At 67.3% G+C, this 16,441-nt stretch carries 19 protein-coding genes; 8 read left to right on the top strand and 11 right to left on the bottom strand.

Features of this window, described 5'->3' with window-relative positions:
* Positions 1-8 precede the first annotated feature (8 nt).
* From ABRP34_RS02890 to ABRP34_RS02870, 5 genes are all read right to left on the bottom strand, one after another.
* Positions 9-1,103 carry a biotin/lipoate A/B protein ligase family protein gene (locus ABRP34_RS02890; protein WP_353712196.1) on the bottom strand — a complete coding sequence of 365 codons (1,095 nt, stop codon included), beginning with the start codon at positions 1,101-1,103 and terminating at the stop codon, positions 9-11.
* A gap of 82 nt (positions 1,104-1,185) precedes the next feature.
* Positions 1,186-1,443: a type B 50S ribosomal protein L31 gene (locus ABRP34_RS02885; protein ID WP_003802336.1), complete on the bottom strand. Its 258-nt coding sequence runs from the start codon at positions 1,441-1,443 to the stop codon at positions 1,186-1,188.
* A 167-nt stretch (positions 1,444-1,610) separates the two neighbouring features.
* Complete coding sequence (locus ABRP34_RS02880; protein ID WP_353712195.1) at positions 1,611-2,420, bottom strand: RNA methyltransferase; 810 nt, start codon at positions 2,418-2,420, stop codon at positions 1,611-1,613.
* 12 nt (positions 2,421-2,432) lie between these two features.
* Positions 2,433-3,218: a sulfite exporter TauE/SafE family protein gene (locus ABRP34_RS02875; protein ID WP_003802339.1), complete on the bottom strand. Its 786-nt coding sequence runs from the start codon at positions 3,216-3,218 to the stop codon at positions 2,433-2,435.
* Positions 3,219-3,236: 18 nt separating this feature from the next.
* Entirely contained in the window at positions 3,237-4,022 is a 786-nt protein-coding gene (locus ABRP34_RS02870) for an ABC transporter ATP-binding protein (RefSeq protein ID WP_353712194.1), read from the bottom strand.
* 90 nt (positions 4,023-4,112) lie between these two features.
* On the opposite strand from ABRP34_RS02870, the gene ABRP34_RS02865 reads away from it, so the two are divergent.
* The 3 genes from ABRP34_RS02865 to ABRP34_RS02855 all read left to right on the top strand — a co-directional run bounded on the left by ABRP34_RS02865 (position 4,113) and on the right by ABRP34_RS02855 (position 7,074).
* On the top strand, positions 4,113-4,475 hold the full coding sequence (locus tag ABRP34_RS02865; protein ID WP_353712193.1) for a metalloregulator ArsR/SmtB family transcription factor: 363 nt from the start codon (positions 4,113-4,115) through the stop codon (positions 4,473-4,475).
* Positions 4,472-5,626 carry a cation diffusion facilitator family transporter gene (locus ABRP34_RS02860; protein ID WP_353712192.1) on the top strand — a complete coding sequence of 385 codons (1,155 nt, stop codon included), beginning with the start codon at positions 4,472-4,474 and terminating at the stop codon, positions 5,624-5,626. The genes ABRP34_RS02865 and ABRP34_RS02860 overlap by 4 nt, the downstream gene beginning before the upstream one ends.
* Before the next feature lie 185 nt (positions 5,627-5,811).
* Positions 5,812-7,074 (top strand): MFS transporter, encoded by a 1,263-nt coding sequence (locus tag ABRP34_RS02855; RefSeq protein ID WP_353712191.1) that lies wholly within the window; start codon positions 5,812-5,814, stop codon positions 7,072-7,074.
* On the opposite strand, the gene ABRP34_RS02850 is transcribed toward ABRP34_RS02855, so the two are convergent.
* Positions 7,051-7,809: a phosphatase PAP2 family protein gene (locus ABRP34_RS02850; protein WP_353712190.1), complete on the bottom strand. Its 759-nt coding sequence runs from the start codon at positions 7,807-7,809 to the stop codon at positions 7,051-7,053. The genes ABRP34_RS02855 and ABRP34_RS02850 overlap by 24 nt on opposite strands.
* Before the next feature lie 130 nt (positions 7,810-7,939).
* On the opposite strand from ABRP34_RS02850, the gene serB reads away from it, so the two are divergent.
* Entirely contained in the window at positions 7,940-8,845 is a 906-nt protein-coding gene (serB, locus tag ABRP34_RS02845) for a phosphoserine phosphatase SerB (protein ID WP_353712189.1), read from the top strand.
* 90 nt (positions 8,846-8,935) lie between these two features.
* Here serB and ABRP34_RS02840 read toward each other — a convergent pair whose 3' ends face one another.
* The 3 genes from ABRP34_RS02840 to fabG all read right to left on the bottom strand — a co-directional run bounded on the left by ABRP34_RS02840 (position 8,936) and on the right by fabG (position 11,600).
* Entirely contained in the window at positions 8,936-9,778 is an 843-nt protein-coding gene (locus tag ABRP34_RS02840) for a VOC family protein (protein ID WP_353712188.1), read from the bottom strand.
* Between the two features lie 182 nt (positions 9,779-9,960).
* Positions 9,961-10,713: an SDR family oxidoreductase gene (locus ABRP34_RS02835; RefSeq protein WP_353712187.1), complete on the bottom strand. Its 753-nt coding sequence runs from the start codon at positions 10,711-10,713 to the stop codon at positions 9,961-9,963.
* A gap of 161 nt (positions 10,714-10,874) precedes the next feature.
* Entirely contained in the window at positions 10,875-11,600 is a 726-nt protein-coding gene (gene fabG / locus ABRP34_RS02830; RefSeq protein ID WP_314193205.1) for a 3-oxoacyl-ACP reductase FabG, read from the bottom strand.
* Between the two features lie 118 nt (positions 11,601-11,718).
* On the opposite strand from fabG, the gene ABRP34_RS02825 reads away from it, so the two are divergent.
* Genes ABRP34_RS02825 through ABRP34_RS02810 form a run of 4 tightly spaced genes read left to right on the top strand, consistent with a single transcriptional unit; the run spans position 11,719 to position 13,815 of the window.
* Positions 11,719-12,186, top strand: coding sequence for a DUF3099 domain-containing protein (locus ABRP34_RS02825; protein ID WP_353712186.1), 468 nt, complete (start codon positions 11,719-11,721; stop codon positions 12,184-12,186).
* Positions 12,183-12,443, top strand: a complete 261-nt coding sequence (locus tag ABRP34_RS02820) for a hypothetical protein (protein ID WP_353712185.1) — start codon at positions 12,183-12,185, stop codon at positions 12,441-12,443. The genes ABRP34_RS02825 and ABRP34_RS02820 overlap by 4 nt, the downstream gene beginning before the upstream one ends.
* Positions 12,444-13,316: an SURF1 family protein gene (locus tag ABRP34_RS02815; RefSeq protein ID WP_353712184.1), complete on the top strand. Its 873-nt coding sequence runs from the start codon at positions 12,444-12,446 to the stop codon at positions 13,314-13,316.
* Positions 13,317-13,332: 16 nt separating this feature from the next.
* Positions 13,333-13,815 (top strand): YbaK/EbsC family protein, encoded by a 483-nt coding sequence (locus ABRP34_RS02810; protein WP_353712183.1) that lies wholly within the window; start codon positions 13,333-13,335, stop codon positions 13,813-13,815.
* Positions 13,816-13,859: 44 nt separating this feature from the next.
* Here ABRP34_RS02810 and ABRP34_RS02805 read toward each other — a convergent pair whose 3' ends face one another.
* Complete coding sequence (locus ABRP34_RS02805) at positions 13,860-14,438, bottom strand: dihydrofolate reductase family protein (RefSeq protein ID WP_353712182.1); 579 nt, start codon at positions 14,436-14,438, stop codon at positions 13,860-13,862.
* 218 nt (positions 14,439-14,656) lie between these two features.
* The gene (locus tag ABRP34_RS02800; protein ID WP_353712181.1) at positions 14,657-16,441 is read right to left on the bottom strand and encodes a DUF222 domain-containing protein; all 1,785 of its coding nucleotides are present in this window, start codon (positions 16,439-16,441) and stop codon (positions 14,657-14,659) included.

Genomic DNA, 16,441 nt, shown 5'->3' with positions numbered 1-16,441 from the left:
TGGGCTGCTTAAGGCACCCGGTGCAGCCACGCGTCCGTGCCGAACTTTGATTCGACACGTTCCCGGGCGGTCTCCAGCTCCTGCGCCGTGATCTCCGACGGCGTGGCCCCGTAGCGCTCGGCGAACACGTCCATCATGGCCGCCACGATCTCGGCGCGGGCCAGGCCTGTCTGGCGGCGAAGCGGATCCACGCGTTTCTTGGCGCTGGTGGTTCCCTTGTCGGAGAGCTTTTCCTTGCCGATCCGGAGGACGTCCACCATCTTGTCGGCGTCGATGTCGTAGCTCATGGTCACATGGTGGAGCATGCCGCCGTTGGCCAGCCGCTTCTGGGCCGCCCCGCCGATCTTGCCCTGGCCGGTGGCGATGTCGTTGAGCGGGACGTAGAAGGCGTCGATGCCGAGTTTCTTCAGGGCGGCCATGACCCACGCGTCGAGGAACGCGTAGGAGTCGGCGAAGCTGATGCCGTCCACGAGGGTCTGCGGCAGGTAGAGCGAGTACGTGATGCAGTTTCCGGCCTCCATGAACATCGCTCCCCCGCCGCTAATGCGCCGGACCACGGTGATGCCGTGCCGGGACACGCCGTCGGGATGTACCTCATTGCGGTAGGACTGGAAGCTGCCGATCACCACCGACGGTTCCTCCCAGTCCCAGAAGCGGATGGTGGGGTTGCGGCGCCCGGCCCCGACCTCTTCGGTGAGGACCTCATCCAGCGCCACATTGAGGTGGGTGGGCAGCACGCTGGGCGCAATGATGTTCCAGTGATGGTCCGTCCACGCGGTGGCCTTGGCCAGTGCCCTGCGGACTGCGATGGCCACGGCATCGGCGGAGAACCCGAACAGCACCGCGTCCTCCGGGAGGGACGCCTCCACAGCGGCTGCGATCTCGGCCGCCGTCGAACTTTCCGGCAGTCCTCCCAGGGCGGCGTTGATGGCCACGAGGGCCTCGTCCGGTTCGAGGAAGAAGTCGCCGCTGAGGGAAACGTCCGCGAAGGCGCCGTCCACGACGTCCAGGTCCACCACCACGAGCTTGCCGCCCGGGACCTTGTACTCGCCGTGCAGCCCCGGGGCCGCCTCTCCCCTTGCAGATGTTGGCGTGGCAGTCATGCCTTCCATCCTGCCCCACAAACGCGAAAAGCCCGCACCGTTGCCGGTGCGGGCTTTCCAAAGAACCTTGGGGCGAAGTGAATTACTTCTTGCCGCCGAAGCCCTTGAAGCGAGCGTTGAAGCGCTCGACGCGGCCAGCGGAGTCCATGATGCGCTGCTTGCCCGTGTAGAACGGGTGGGACTCGGAGGAGATTTCGACGTCGATGACCGGGTAGGTGTTGCCGTCTTCCCACTCGATGGTCTTCGAGGAAGACACGGTGGAGCGGGTCAGGAACTTCGTGCCGGAGGCCAGGTCGTTGAAAACAACAGCTTCGTACTTCGGGTGGATATCAGACTTCATAATGGGACCTTTTGTTCACGCAGCTGGATTTTGCCAGTTGCCAGGTATGAATGGGATGGCTTCCGTCCGTGCTCCGTCCGGCCAAAAGACCAGCGAAAAACACAGGGGAACCAGCTATCAATCATAGCGGATGGCGGAGGATCTAACGAACCCGCCGCTCGGTGCGCTCAGGCCCGCGGCCGCAGCTCCCAGAATGCGACGGCGGACGCCGCCGCCACGTTGAGCGAGTCCACCCCAGCGCGCATTGGGATCTTGACGGCGAGGTCGACGGCGGCAAGAGTCTCCGCGCTCATGCCGGCACCTTCCGTGCCCAGCACCAGAGCGAGCCGCTCCGGGTTTCCAGCCGCCAGTTCGTCCAGGTCCACGGCGTCGGCGGTGAGCTCCATGGCTGCCACCGTGAAGCCCTGCTCCTTGAGGAGGGTAAGGTCCTGCGGCCAGCTGTCCAGCCTGGCCCACGGCACCTGGAAAACGGTGCCCATGCTGACGCGGACGCTGCGGCGGTACAGCGGATCGCCGCAGCGGGGCGAGACCAGGACGGCGTCGACGTCCAGCGCTGCTGCGGACCGGAAGATGGCGCCCACGTTGGTGTGGTCCACGATGTCCTCGAGCACTGCCACGCGCCTGGCCCCGGCCAGCAGTTCCGGCAGCGGAACCGGTGCCGGACGGTGCATGGCCGCCATGGCTCCGCGGTGCAGGTGGAACCCGGTGATTTCCTCCAGGAGGCCTGCACTGCCGATGTATGCGGGAACGTCCGGGTACTGCTCGAAGATGTCCGCGAGGTCCGGCAGCCATTTCTCGGCGAGGAAAAAGGACCGCGGCCGGTGCCCGGCAGCGAGGGCACGCCGCAGGACGCGGGAAGATTCGGCGATATACATGCCCTCGGCGGGTTCACGGAGTTTCCGGAGGTGTACGTCCGTCAGCTGGGTGTAGTCGGCGACGCGCGGGTCCGCGGCAGACTCGAGGTAATGGAAAGTCACCGGTCAGTCATTTCACTTGAGCAGGTTCGCGACCAGGAAGCCGAGCGCCACCAGGCCGAGGGCAAAGATCACGCCGCGCAGTACGGGCGGGGACAGCCTGCGGCCCACCTTGGCGCCGACGAGGCCGCCGATGAGGGAGCTGACGGCGATGATGGCCACCACTGCCCAGTTGATCCGGTCGAAGGCAAAGAGCAGATAGGAGGCGGCCGCGATCAGGTTCACGCCCAGCACCAGGACGTTTTTCATGGCGTTGGCGTTCTGGATGGTTCCCGTCATGAACACGCCGAGGATGCCCACCAGCAGGATTCCCTGTGCCGCCACGAAGTAGCCGCCGTAGACGCCGGCGAGGAAGACGAGGATCACCAGCAAGACGCCGTGGTGCTTGTCCCGGAGGGCGTGCTCGGGGTTTTCCTCACGGTTCCGGACCCAGCGCTGCAGCCGGGGCTGGAACACCACCATCAGCAGGGCCAGGACAATGAGGACCGGCGCCGCGTAGTGGAAGACCTTCTCCGGCAGGTGGAGCAGGAGCCAGGCCCCGCTGATGCCGCCCAACAGGGACGCCGGGAGCAGCCGCAGGAGCTGCCGGCCGCGGCCCTTCAGCTCGCGGCGGTAACCCCATGCCCCCGCAGCGCCACCGGCGACGAGGCCCATGGCATTGCTCATGGAGGCCGTCACCGGTGCGATGCCCAGGGCGATCAGTACTGGGAAGGTGACAAGCGTTCCGGACCCGACGACGCTGTTGATGGTGCCCGCCCAGAGGCCGGCGAAAAACACAAGGATGCCGCTGAAAAACTCCACGCTGTGCGGGCCGCTCCGCTAGCGGCGGGCGGTTGCCGTGTAACGGCCGGCGTTGACCGAGACGTCCAGGGGCAGGCCGAAGGTCTCGCTCAGGTTGCCCGAGGTGAGGACGTCGTCGACCGGCCCGGCAGCCACCACTTCGCCGTCACGCATGAGCATGGCGTGGGTGAAGCCCGGCGGGACTTCCTCAAGATGGTGGGTGACCAGCACGATCGCGGGTGCATCCTCGTCCATGGCCAGTTGGCTAAGACGGTGCACCAGGTCCTCGCGGCCGCCCAGGTCCAGGCCGGCGGCGGGTTCGTCGAGCAGCAGCAGTTCGGGGTCGGTCATGAGGGCCCGGGCGATCTGAACGCGCTTGCGTTCACCCTCGGAGAGCGTGGCGAACTTGCGGTTCAGGAGCGGACCCATGCCCCAGTCGTTCAGGAGGGCAAAGGCGCGGCGCTCGTCGTCCTTTTCGTAGCCCTCGCGCCAGCGGCCGGTCACGCCGTAGGCCGCGGTGACCACGACGTTGAGCACCTTCTCGTATTCGGGGATCTGGTTGGCCAGTGCGGCCGAGGAGAGGCCGATCCGCGGCCGCAGTTCGAAGACGTCAACCTTGCCGAGGCTTTCGTCCAGGATGCCGGCGACGCCGCTGGTGGGATGGAGCCGCGCAGCGGCAATCTGCAGCAGAGTGGTCTTGCCGGCGCCGTTGGGTCCAAGGATGACCCACCGCTCACCTTCCCTGACCTGCCAGTCCACCTTGCTCAGGAGCGTTTTGGCTCCGCGCACAACGCTGACGGCGGCCATTTCAAGAACATCACTCATAGAAGTAGACACTAGGACAAAACACGGTGCGACTGATAACCGGTAACGCCGGCCGTCGTCCGGCCACCGCGCTTGTGACAATATATGCGTATGAACGCAGATAAGCAGGCTTGCAGGCTCGACGTCGACAGCCAGTACGTGGAGCTCGCAGTTGAGATCTTCGCCATGCTGGCTGACGCCACAAGGGTGCGGATCATCCTGGCTCTGCGCGAGGGCGAGATGGCCGTGGGGGCTTTGGCCGAGGTGGTGGGAAAGTCACCGGCGGCCGTGTCCCAGCACCTGGCCAAAATGCGGCTGGCGCGCATGGTGTCCACGCGTCAGGACGGGACCAAGGTTTTGTACCGGCTCGAAAACAAGCACGCACGCCAGCTCGTCGCGGATGCAATCTTCCAGGCCGAGCATGCGCTCGGCGGGCAGCCGTCCCACCACCGCATGAAGGGAACCGCATCATGAGCGACCGGACGCAGACCACGGGCGTGCCCGCGGGCGGAAGCGCCCCTGGCCACCACGACCCCCACGAACACGAGCACCATGAGCACGATCACGGTGATGACACCGCACACGGCCATGACCACGAGGGGCATCATCACCACGACCACTCACACGGTCACGGGCGTACGGATCACAGTCATGCGCATCACGGGCATACGCATCACAAGGGGCTGAAGGGCTGGCTTTTCGAGCTGTTCGTCCCGCACACCCATGACGCGGCCGATTCAGTTGATGACGCCCTGGAGGCAAGTGCGCAGGGCATCCGGGCGCTGAAAGTAAGCCTGTTCATGCTGCTCGGGACGACCGTCCTGCAGTTCCTTGTCGTCCTGGTGAGCGGTTCGGTTGCCTTGCTGGCCGATACCATTCACAACTTTTCCGATGCCCTGACCGCCGTTCCCCTGTGGGTGGCGTTCATCCTGGGGCGCCGTGCGGCCACCCGCCGCTACACCTATGGCTTCGGCCGGGCAGAGGACCTGGCAGGGCTGTTCATCGTCGCCGTCGTCGCTCTCTCGGCGGTCCTGGCGGCCTGGCAGTCGGTGGACCGGCTGATCCACCCGCAGGTGCTCCAGAATCTGGGCTGGGTCATGGGCGCAGGGCTGATCGGCTTCGCCGGAAACGAAGCAGTCGCGATCTACCGCATCAGGATCGGGCGCCGGATCGGCTCGGCGGCGCTGGTGGCCGACGGCGTTCACGCGCGGATGGATGGCTTCACCTCCCTGGCCGTGGTCCTCGGCGCCGGCGGCGTCATGCTCGGCTTCCCCTTGGCGGACCCGATCGTTGGCCTGCTGATCTCCGCGGCCATCATCATCCTGCTGTGGGGAACCGTCCGCAGCATCGGGCGCCGGCTGATGGACGGAATCGAGCCGGAACTCGTGGACCGCGCCCGCCACGCCCTTGAGGCGACGCCCGGCGTGGTTGACGTGAAGCGGGTGCAGCTGCGGTGGGTTGGGCACCGCCTGCAAGGTGCGGCGACCATCGCCGTGGACGCCGAGGCCAGTCTTCGGCAGGCTGAACAGACCCTCCATGAAGCGGGGCACCGGCTCCGGCACGCCCTGCCCAAACTCGACGAGATGGTGGTGACGCCCACGGCTGCCGGCACGCACACGTCCTAGCTGTTACATGTTCCCAGGCTGCCAGCTCCGCAGGGGCTCGGGACCCGGTGCACAGCACCCAGGGCCCTCGGCCCCGGTGCGCTCAGGGTCCGTGAGTTGTCATGGTTGAACTGCATAACCCATGACAGCACAGTTGTCTTGTGGAGTAATCCACGACGAGCACCTGCCCGAGGGGACCACACGACGTGACCAGCACCGCCGAAGCAACCCGTTCCACCCAGCGCCGCATCGTGCGGGTCCTGTCGGTTGCACAGATCTTCTCCGGCCTGGGCAACGGGTCAACGCTCGCCTTGGGCTCCATCCTGGCCGTTGATCTGGCAGGCTCCGAAGCGTGGGCCGGGTCCGTTAACACCGCCCTCACCCTGGGCACCGCGGTCACGGCGATTCCGCTCTCCCGGCTGGCCCTGCGGCGGGGACGCCGGGTGGCGCTCACCACCGGCCTGGCTGCAGCGATCGCCGGCACGTTCCTGATGGTCGCCGCGGTGGCCGCAGAACTGTTTGTGCTCCTGCTCGGCGGGGCCTTCCTGGTGGGCTTGGCTTCGGCTGTGAACCTGCAGGCCCGCTTTGCCGCCACCGACCTGGCCGAGCCGGCCCACCGGGGACGGGACCTGTCCCTGGTGGTGTGGGCGATCACCGTCGGCGCTGTGGCAGGCCCCAACATGGTTGCCCCCGGTGCCGTACTGGCCGGTTGGCTGGACATTCCGCCTGCTGCCGGCCCCTTCCTGATTTCCGCGCTCGGAATGGTGGTCGGCGCTGCCATCGTGACGCTCTCCCTGCGCCCGGACCCGCTCCTGACCCGTCGCGCCCTCGACCGGGTGGACCTTCTGCCTGCTTCCAGGCGCTCCGGCGCGTGGCGGGAAGGATGGCGAACCGTCAAGCAGCACCCCACGGCTCTCGGTGCCGTTGTCGCTGTCATTGCCGCCCACGCGGTGATGGTCGCCGTGATGTCCATGACACCGCTGCACATGCAGCACCACGCGGGACACACGGCCGGTAATCCGGACACCATCGCACTGATCGGCCTGACCATCTCCCTGCACATCGCGGGGATGTACGCCCTCTCACCGCTGATGGGCGTCCTCACCGACCGGCTCGGGCCACGCACCGCGGCGCTGGCGGGTCTGCTCACCCTGGTCGCTGCTGTGGCACTGACCGGACTGGCGTCCCAGAACATGGGATCGGTCACCTTCGGGCTGATCCTTCTCGGGCTGGGCTGGTCGGCAACCACCGTTGCCGGTTCCACCCTGCTCGTGGCTACACTCACACCCGCTGAACGCGTCCCCGTCCAGGGGTTCTCCGACGCCACCATGTCCCTGGCCGGTGCGCTGGGAAGTGCGGCTGCAGGGCCCGTCATGGGCCTGACCGGCTACTCCGGCGTCAGTGCCCTGGCGGCGGCAGTGGTGGCGGCCGCAGCCGTGGCGCTGCTACGGCTCCGCGTTCCGCGCTGAAGATTCAGCAGGCCCCTGCTTGCCCGGGGTTTTGGAGCGATTCTTCGCAGAACCGTGCCGGGCTGCGTCTGTGAACACCGCTACCGCTGCAACTGCCAGCGCCACCCCGAAGGAAGCCACGACGTCGGTGAGCCAGTGGTAGCCCAAATACAGCCGGCATACGCCAACCAACGCCGTGACTGCACAGGCCGCCGAGAAGCCAAGCACCGCCGTCGTACGCGTCCCCGACCGGGACACGACGAGGTAGGCGAGGACAAGCGTGAACACGCCAATCCCCACGGTGTGCCCCGAGGGGAACGAGAGTGCGTCATCCGGGCCGAGCAGGAAATCAGAGGCGGGCGGGCGCGACCGGCTCACAAGTTGCTTGATGAGGGTGGTCAGCACGACTGCCAGCACCATTGAGCCCATGAGTATGGCCGGCCGCCACAGTTCCCGCTTCCACAGCGCCCAGGCCAGGGCAAACACTGCGCTGATGACGCCCAGCACTTCCGGCGATGTCACAGTGGCCAGGGCCGCCAACAGCACCGTGGCGGCGGGATTCCGGGAATCCACCATGAGGCTGTGCACAGGACCGTCCATTGCTGCCAGCCCCGAGTCCGACTGGATGGCAGCGAACATGAGCCAGAAAACAGCGTCACCGGCCACCAGGAGGGCCCCGGCCCAGCAGAAGAGTACCTCCTGTGACGCCCGAAGCAGCGGCGCCGGGCGCAGGCGGGCGATCAGGGCAGAGAGCATCGGACCATTCTGCCCGATAGGCCTCCGCGTTGGCCGGACGTTTGCTGGGAACCGGCTGGGGGCCGCTGCTGTGCAATGGACCAACGCAACGGATTCGGGAGGAGGCGCTGCGCTGGATAAGATTGGAGCCATGACTTCGAACGTGACTGCGGTCAGCTATGGCCTGAAACTGTCCCCCTCGGAACCGGAAATTCTGCGGTCCCTGCTGGCGGATTCCGGCGCCACCTTCGGAGGAGCCACCAGCACAGGCGACGGACGCTTCGAAGTCTGCACCGTGGACTTTTCCGTACCCTCGGGCTACGCCGCAGACATCGCCGGCCTGCGGCACGCGATTGCCGCCGCGAAGGAGAATGCGGGGCGGACCGGCGTGGACACCGCCATCGTTCCCGCGGAACTCCGGAATGCGGAGCGCAAGCTGCTCATCATGGACGTCGACTCCACCCTGATCCAGCAGGAGGTCATCGAGCTTTTGGCCGCCTACGCCGGTAAGCGCGACGAAGTCACTGCCGTCACGGAGGCCGCCATGCGCGGTGAACTCGACTTCGCGCAAAGCCTACACGCCCGCGTTTCCGTTCTCGCGGGGCTGCCGGCCGACGTCGTCGAGTCCGTCCACGCGGAAGTGAAGCTGAGCGAGGGGGCGGCCGAGCTGGTGGCCGCGTTCAAGGCCGCAGGCCATGCGGTGGCGGTGGTCTCCGGCGGCTTCAACCAGATCCTGCGCCCCATCGCCGAGGACCTCGGCATGGATTACTGGATCGCCAACGAGCTGGAGATTGTGGACGGGACCCTGACCGGCAAGGTCCTTGGGGCCGTGATCGACCGCGCCGCCAAGGAAAAGTACCTCCGCGAATGGGCAGCCGCAGAGGGCATCGCGCTGGAGCACACCATTGCCGTGGGTGACGGAGCCAACGACCTGGACATGCTCGGTGCCGCCGGCATTGGGGTGGCCTTCAACGCCAAGCCGGCAGTCCTCGCCGTGGCAGACGCCGCCATCAATATGCCGTACCTGGACGCGGTGCGGCACATCGCCGGCGTCTGAACCGCCGGAGTTAGAAGCCCACGGCACTAGAAGCCTCAGGAACCAGAAGCCCACGGCACCAGAAGCCTCAGGAACCAGAAGCCCACGGCACTAGAAGCCCGACGGCGGCGTGAACTGGCTTGCCGTGAACACAGCCCCGCCAGGGTCCCTGATCAGGGCGGTCCGAGTCCACTCGGTGTCATCCTGCCCCTGGACGCGGCCGCCCAGGCGCTCTGCGTCCTGCACCGCCCGGTCCCGGTCCGCGACGGTGAAGGTGACATGCCAGTGCGGCCGCCCGCCCGGTGCCGCCGGCGCCAGCCAGCCGACGGCGTCCGCGAAGCCTGCCGGGACCATGTCACCCGATTGCCGGGCCCTGATGTCGGGGTCGACGGTTGCCTCCAGATGGTCGCCGTACCCGGGGCGGCGGATCATGGTGCCGAAGTCGAGGCGGTCGAACTGCCAGCCGAAGGCCCTGGCGTAGAAGTCCGCGGCCGCATCCGTGTCCGCCGTGTGGAGATCACTGAAGTTCCAGCCACCCGGCAGATTGACCGCCTGGGCGCCCGGCCGCTCCCCCGGCTGCCAGATGCGGAACTCGGCCCCCTCGGGATCGGCCAGCGCGGCCCACACGCCGCCAACGCCCGTATCGGCCGGAGCCGATTTCAGGGTGGCGCCGGCTGAGAGCAGATGACGCACAGCGGCGTCCGCATCCTCGACCGCTATGTAGGTGTTCCAGGCGGGCACACCGTGGGGCCCGGCGCCCAAACCCGTGATGGCGGCCGTCTCCTGGCCGCCGAGCCGGGCGACCACGTAACTGCCGGTGTCCCCGGGCGGCGCCGTACCGGCGTCGAACTCCCAGCCGAACAGTCCCCCGTAGAACCTGATGCCTGCTTCCACGTCGGGCTGCTGGCTGTCCACCCAGCACGGCACGCCGGCCGGATAGGTCCGTTTCGTCACTGCTGCATCCTCTGCCATGGCTATGACCCTAGGCGCCCCGGCCCGCCCGGACAACGGCGGCGGGGACGGCGGAGGGACGGCGAAGGCCCGGCGCTGTTGCGCCGGGCCTTCGTGTCAGCGGGCCTTCGTGTCAGCCGGCCTCCGTGTCAAGGAACCGCGTCAGGCAGCCGCAGCGGGAGAGCCTATTCGGCGTTCTTGCCGAAGTAGTCCGCGCCCCCGGCGTATTCCGTGTGGCCGGATTCGACGTCGGCGGTGGCCATGCTGGCAACCACTGCGGCGAACTCCTCGACGGAGTACAGCTTGCCGGCCTCGGCGCGGCGGGCCTCGATGGCGCCCGGGTTTGAACGGTCCAGGAGCGTGGCGGTCACGGTTCCCTCGATCATGTCGCCGGACACGACCACCAGGGAGATGCCCTTGTCCGCCAGGTTCGGCAGGAGCTCGCGCAGGGCGTCCTCACCGGCGCGCTTGCTGCGGGCCACGGGCTCGTACTCGGGCATGGTGGCGACCGAGTTGATGAAGTGGGCCTGGTGGCTGGTCACGAAGACCACCCGGGAGCCTTCCTTCATGAGGGGCACGGCGGCGTTGAGCATGTTGACCTGGGCGTCGCGGTTGAGCTTGAGGGCATAGCCCTCCTCCATGCCGGTTTCCATGCCGCCCGAGGCGTTGAGGACCAGGATGTCGAGCGAGCCGAAGTTTTCCATGGCGGCGCTGGCCAGCGCCTGCACGCCTTCGAGGGTGGTCAGGTCCGCGCCAACGGCAACGGCGCGGCCGCCGTCGGCCTCGATCCCCGCCACCACTTTGTTGGCGCGCGGCGCCTTCTGGCGGTAGTTAACGACGACGGCGGCGCCCTCGCCGGCGAGGATCTTGGCCACTTCGGCGCCGATGCCGCGCGAAGAACCGGTGACGATGGCTGTCTTGTTGTCCAGCTGTCCCATGTGGGCTCCCTTGTCTAAAGCTTTATCTTTGTGCAAAACGTCCAATTACTGATGGCCTGCAGTCCATCATGCCAGCGGGCGCGCCGGTTTCCTTTGTCGGAATGCGACAAAGAAGGTGCCGGCACTCCCGTGGGCGAAAGCGGTGTTGGCGCCAGAAGGGCCTAGTGCCCCATGCCCAGGCCGCCGTCGACCGGAATCACGGCGCCGGAGATGTATGCGGCCTCATCGCTGGAGATCCAGCGCACCACGTTCGCCACCTCGGAGGCATCTGCGAAGCGCCCGGCGGGGATGCTGGACAGGTAGTCCTTCTGGGTTGCTTCCGGCAGCTCTGCCGTCATGTCCGTGTTGATGAACCCGGGTGCCACCACGTTGGCCGTGATCCCGCGCGAACCGAGCTCGCGGGTCAGGGAACGGGCAATGCCGACGAGCCCGGCCTTAGACGCGGAGTAGTTGATCTGCCCCGGCGCGCCGTACAGGCCAGAGACGGAGGAGATGAGCACCACGCGGCCCCTGCGCAGCCGGATCATGCCCTTTGAGGCGCGCTTGATGACGCGGAAGGCGCCGGTCAGGTTGGTGTCGATGACAGAAGTGAAGTCGTCCTCGCTCATGCGCAGCAGCAGCGTGTCCTTGGTGATGCCGGCGTTGGCCACCAGAACCTCGACGGGGCCGTGGGCGGCCTCAACCTCGGCGAATGCAGCGTCAATGGAGGCTTCGTCGGTCACGTCGGCCTTGACGCCGAGGATTCCCTCCGGCAGCTTCGATTCGCTGCGGTACGTCACGGCCACTTTGTCGCCGTTGGCCAGGAATGCCTCCGCGATGGCCAGGCCGATGCCGCGGTTTCCGCCGGTGATGAGGACGCTGCGGGCCGTGGTTGCTGCTTCAGACATGTGTGCTCCGGATTTCCGCGGAGCCGCGCTCCGCTGTGGTGGCTGGATTTTTAACTGCCTTCGATCTTATCGCCCGATTGGGAGCCATCTTCGGATGGTGAGAGAATTGGGGTAGCCAATGGAGCGTGATGAGACAGTCGTGATACCTGAACCCCAGCCCGGACAGCCGACGCCCGGGAAGCGTGATGCCGCAGCCGGCCATCCGGAAGTAATCAGCATCACCGACGCCGCCGCGGCGCATTCCGAAGACATGCGTGAGCGAATGATCAAGTACGCCCTCGCCATGGGTATCCGCATGGTGTGCCTGATCCTGATCTTCGTGGTGGACGGCTGGTTCAAGCTGGTTGCCGTGGCGGGCGCAGTGTTCCTGCCATGGGTCGCCGTGGTGATCGCCAACGGTTCAGACAAGGCGGAGATCCACAGCGATGCGCTGCTCGATTACACGCCGTACGCTGAACTGGGAGCGGCCGACGACTCCGGGACTGCGGAAAGCGCCGACACCGCGGAGGAACCGACGGTGCTCCAGGGCGAACTCATTGCTGATGACGAAGAAGACGACGACGGCCGGGGACAGAAAGCTTCATGAACATTTTCAACCTGGGTGGCGGCAGCGCCGAGCTTGCCGGACCGGCATCCGCGGCCACGTGCTCCCGCAAAGCCTGCCGGGCCGACGCGTCCTGGCAGCTGCTGTGGAACAATCCCAAGATCCACACGCCCGACCGCCGCAAGGTGTGGCTGGCATGCGGTGAGCACAAGGCGTGGCTGGAGGACTACCTGCAGACACGCGGGCTCTGGAAGGAGACCGTGCCGCTTGAGGCCGCTGAGACCGGCGGGAACAGCTGAATGTACAAGTTCCTGTTTTCCAGCAAGTGGCTGGGCTACCTCCTGCTGGCCGCGATCTTCGCCACCGGCTGCGTGTTCCTTGGCCGCTGGCAGATGGACCGCCGGGCGGAGACGCTGGCGGAAATCCAGCGCGTAACGTCAAATTACTCAGCAACGCCCGTCACGTTTGATCAGGCCCGCGATGAGTTCAACCAGCTGGACCCGTCCCGTGAATGGACCCAAGTCAAGCTCCAGGGCAGCTACGACGTCGACGGGCAGCGGATCGTTCGTAACCGGCCCCTCAACGGGCAGCCCGGGTACGAAGTGGTGGTCCCGTTCAAGCTCGTGTCAGGCGAGACCGTGGTGATTGACCGCGGCTGGCTGCCGATTGGCAACAAGACCCCAGGCCGGCCGGACTCCATTCCGGCGCCACCATCCGGGCAGATCACGGCAGTTGTGCGGCTCAAACACAGCGAACCCACGCTTCAGCGCGGGGCGCCGGAAGGCCAGCTGGCCTCCATTGACCTGCCCACGTACGCCGCCGAACTCGGTTACCCGCTCCTGACAGGGGCCTACGGGCAGCTCGCGTCCGAGACGCCGCCGGTGGCGGACATGCCGCAGCCGTTCCCCATGCCCTCGGTGGACGAGGGAACGCACCTGTCCTACTCGCTGCAGTGGTTTGCCTTCGGCATCCTCATGTTCGTCGGTTTTGGTTACGCCGCCCGGCAGCAGGCGCGCAACGCCGCGATGGATGCCGAGGACGCCGAGGTGCTGGACGGCGAGCCTGCCCACACCGCGGCGGGAGCCCGCGGTCGTCCGCCGGTACCCCGGAAACGCAAGCGGCCGACGGCGGAAGAAGAGGAAGACGCGATCCTGGATGCCCAGGGCTACTGACGACAGGAGCACGGACATGCTCACCGACGCTGTTGCCGCCGACCCGGTGGCCAACGTCCGCCGCGCCCTCACCGCAGCAGGCGCCCGCGACACAGTCACGGTTCTTCCCGGTGCGGTTCCGACGGCGGCCGCCGCGGCTGACGCGCTCGGCTGCGACGTTGCGGCAATCACCAACAGCCTGGTGTTCGAAGTGGACGGCACTCCCCTGCTGATCCTCGCCAGCGGCGCCGCGAAAGTGGACGTCCGGCTGGTCGCCTCCCAGCTGGGCACCGGACGGATCCGCCGCGCGGCCCCGGATTTCGTGCTGCACCACACGGGCCAGGAGGTGGGCGGCGTTGCGCCGGTGGGCCATCCTGCCAAGATCCGCACCCTGCTGGATGCCTCCCTCGAAGAGCATCCGACACTTTGGGCCGGAGCCGGCGACCACCACTCCATGTTCTCCATCAGCTACAGCGAGCTGCAACGGATCACGGACGCCCACGCGCTTCGGGTGCGATGAGCACCAGGCCGTTCAGACCCCTTTTTGGTGGGGCCGCCCTGGAGTCAGGCGTGCAGGGTGGGCCGGTAGATGAGCTCCTGGGTGTGGCCGTCGAGGGTCCGGCTCTCGATCAGCTCGAGGTCGAAGTCGGCGGCGCCCTGGAAAATCGGCTCCGCCCCGGTCTGACCGGTGATCACAGGGAAGACAGTCACCTGGACGCGGTCCACCAGACCGGCGGCCATTAGTGCCCGGTTCATCGACAGGCTGCCGTGGGAGCGCAGCGGCACTGCTGACTCTTCCTTGAGCCGGGCCACGACGTCGACTGCGTCGCCGCTCGCGACAGCCGCGTCCGGCCACTCGAGCGGTTCCTGCAACGTTCTCGACACCACTGTTGCCGGCAGGTTCCTCATCCGCGTGACCCAGGGGTCAAGGACCTCGGGCTCTTCGCTGCTCGAGGCCAGCATCCGTGCGAACGCCCGATACGTGTTCGCCCCGAAGACCATCCGCTGCCCCCCGCCGTACAAGGCGAGGCGGTGCTCGAGCAGCTCGGGCCCTTGCTTGCCCCAGTAACCGCCCCAGTTTCCGCTGTGGGAACCGAAACCGTCGAGGCTGCAAAAGACGTCGAAGGTGTAGGTAGCGGCCATGATGTTCTCCTCGGGTGTGGCGTATCGGGTCTGGGAATACAAATGCCACGGCGGGACGAGCTTAGCTACCAAAGCGGAGGCTGACCACGGCTGATCACTGCGACGACACCGGCCCGAAGTATCGCCGCCCCGGATCAGCTACGGCGAGCAGCATCGCAATCCACGCAGCGCAACGCTATACAGGCGCCCAGGCTCGGGTGCACAGTGCTCGGGGCTGTTTATTCCCGTTGGGGTCGTGAGCGGAAGTAGTGGTTGCGGCGGGGTTTTCGGTGGGGGTCGAGTTCTGGTGGGGGTTTGAACCAGGGGACTTCATTGGTGATTTCGATGGTCCACAGTTCTTTGTGGATGAGGTGGTGGTGGTGGGTGCAGAGGAGGACGCCGTTGCCGGTGCCGGTGGTTCCGCCCCGTGACCAGTAGGTGATGTGGTGGGCTTCGCACCAGGGCGCGGGGATGGTGCAGTCGGGGAACGCGCAGCCCTGGTCCCGGGCCATGATGGCTTTGCGGATGTGGGGCGGGAAGACCCGTGAGGCGCGGCCGATGTCCAGGATCCGGCCGTCGCTGCCGAGGACGACGGGGATGAGGTCGGCGTCGCAGGCGATTTTGCGGATCGTGGCGGGGTTTACCGGGCCGGAGAAGGCGAACAGGGCGGTCCCGTCGCCGGTCCGGCCGGTGTAGCCCGGCCGGGGACCCTGCACTCCTTGGAACGAAGGCGCTCCTTGGAACGAAGGCGCGCTTTGGGACCACTGCGTGCCCTGCGAGGACTCCTGCGGCGGTGCTGCCCGGTCCTGCGGCGGTGCGGCCCACTGTGCGTTGTGCCGTTGCTGGAGTTCGGCGAGGAGGTCGCGGTAGTTGATGGTGACCAGGATCTGGGGCCGGTGTCCGCCGTTGGCGGGCAGGGTGTCGGTGGTGAGGGCGGTTTGGCAGGCGCCGACGAGTCCGTCGAGTCTCTTCTGGCCCTGGGACCGGTGGTCCAGCGGGATTTCCGGGAGATCCGGGAGGTCCCAGCCGGCCGGGCCGCCCTGTTCCCCGGCCCCGTCACCGTTCGTCCCGTCACGGTTCGTCCCGTCACTGCCGGTCCCGGCGCTGTCTGTCCTGTCGGTGCCGGTCCCGGTTGTGTCGGTGCCGGTTGGGGTGCCGGGTGTCGGGGTGCGGGGGTTGGTGGCGGTGTTCATGGCGGTGGTGAGGGTTTCGAATTGTTCGGTGGTGGCGAAGATTTCCAGGTGCTGCAGGCCGTGTTTGGGGCGGCGGATGAAGGCGCCCTGGATCTGGCGGAGGGCCGGTTCGGAGGGTTCGGTCCCGTCCTGGTCGATGGCCTCGGCCCAGTGTTTGGTGACCCGGGTGAGGAAGTCGCCGTCGCTTTCGACGGCGGTTTGGGTCAGGGCGTGTTCCATCGCGGCGGTGAGGTCCGCGGTGGTGAGGTGCCGGGCCCGGTCCAGGGCCAGGGTGATGGTGGTCCCGGCGCGGGAGCCGATCCGGGCGGCGCTGACCGCGGCGGCGAGTTCTTCGTAGCGGGGCGGGAGCGGCTGCCCGCCGAACCCGGTCCGGGGCAGGACGGCGTCGGCCAGGGCGAGGCGGCGGCGGGCTTCGGCGGCCGGGATCCGCAGCCTGGCCTGCAGGAACTCGACAGTGGTCCGGGACCCGTCATCCCCCGGGCCCGGGCGCGCTGCGGCGGCGGGGCCGGGGACGAGGGGTGCCGCGGCGGTCAGCGGCCCGGTGAGCGCCGCGGTGCGGGCCCGGTCCACCGCGCCGGCGGCCACCACCTGCAGAAACTCCACGTGGCGGGAGAGCTGCTCGACCCGGTCCGCGAAATCCGCGGCCTGCCCGAAACCCCACAACGCGGTGTCTTCGGCGGTGATCGCGTTCGAGGCCAGATCAGCAAGGCTGCGGTCCACCACGTCCGCTCCGGAAGAAACGACCTGCAGGGCGTTGGCACCGGCAGAAGCCAACCCACCGGCACCGGGCCCAAGGGCCCGGTCCGCGGTGAATCCCCCCATGGCTTCCAT

Origin of the sequence: Arthrobacter sp. K5, assembly GCF_040448525.1 — a bacterium.
GTDB classification, from domain to species: domain Bacteria; phylum Actinomycetota; class Actinomycetes; order Actinomycetales; family Micrococcaceae; genus Arthrobacter; species Arthrobacter globiformis.
Note: the sequence above shows the minus strand (reverse complement) of the source record. Positions and strands in the feature narration are given on the sequence as shown.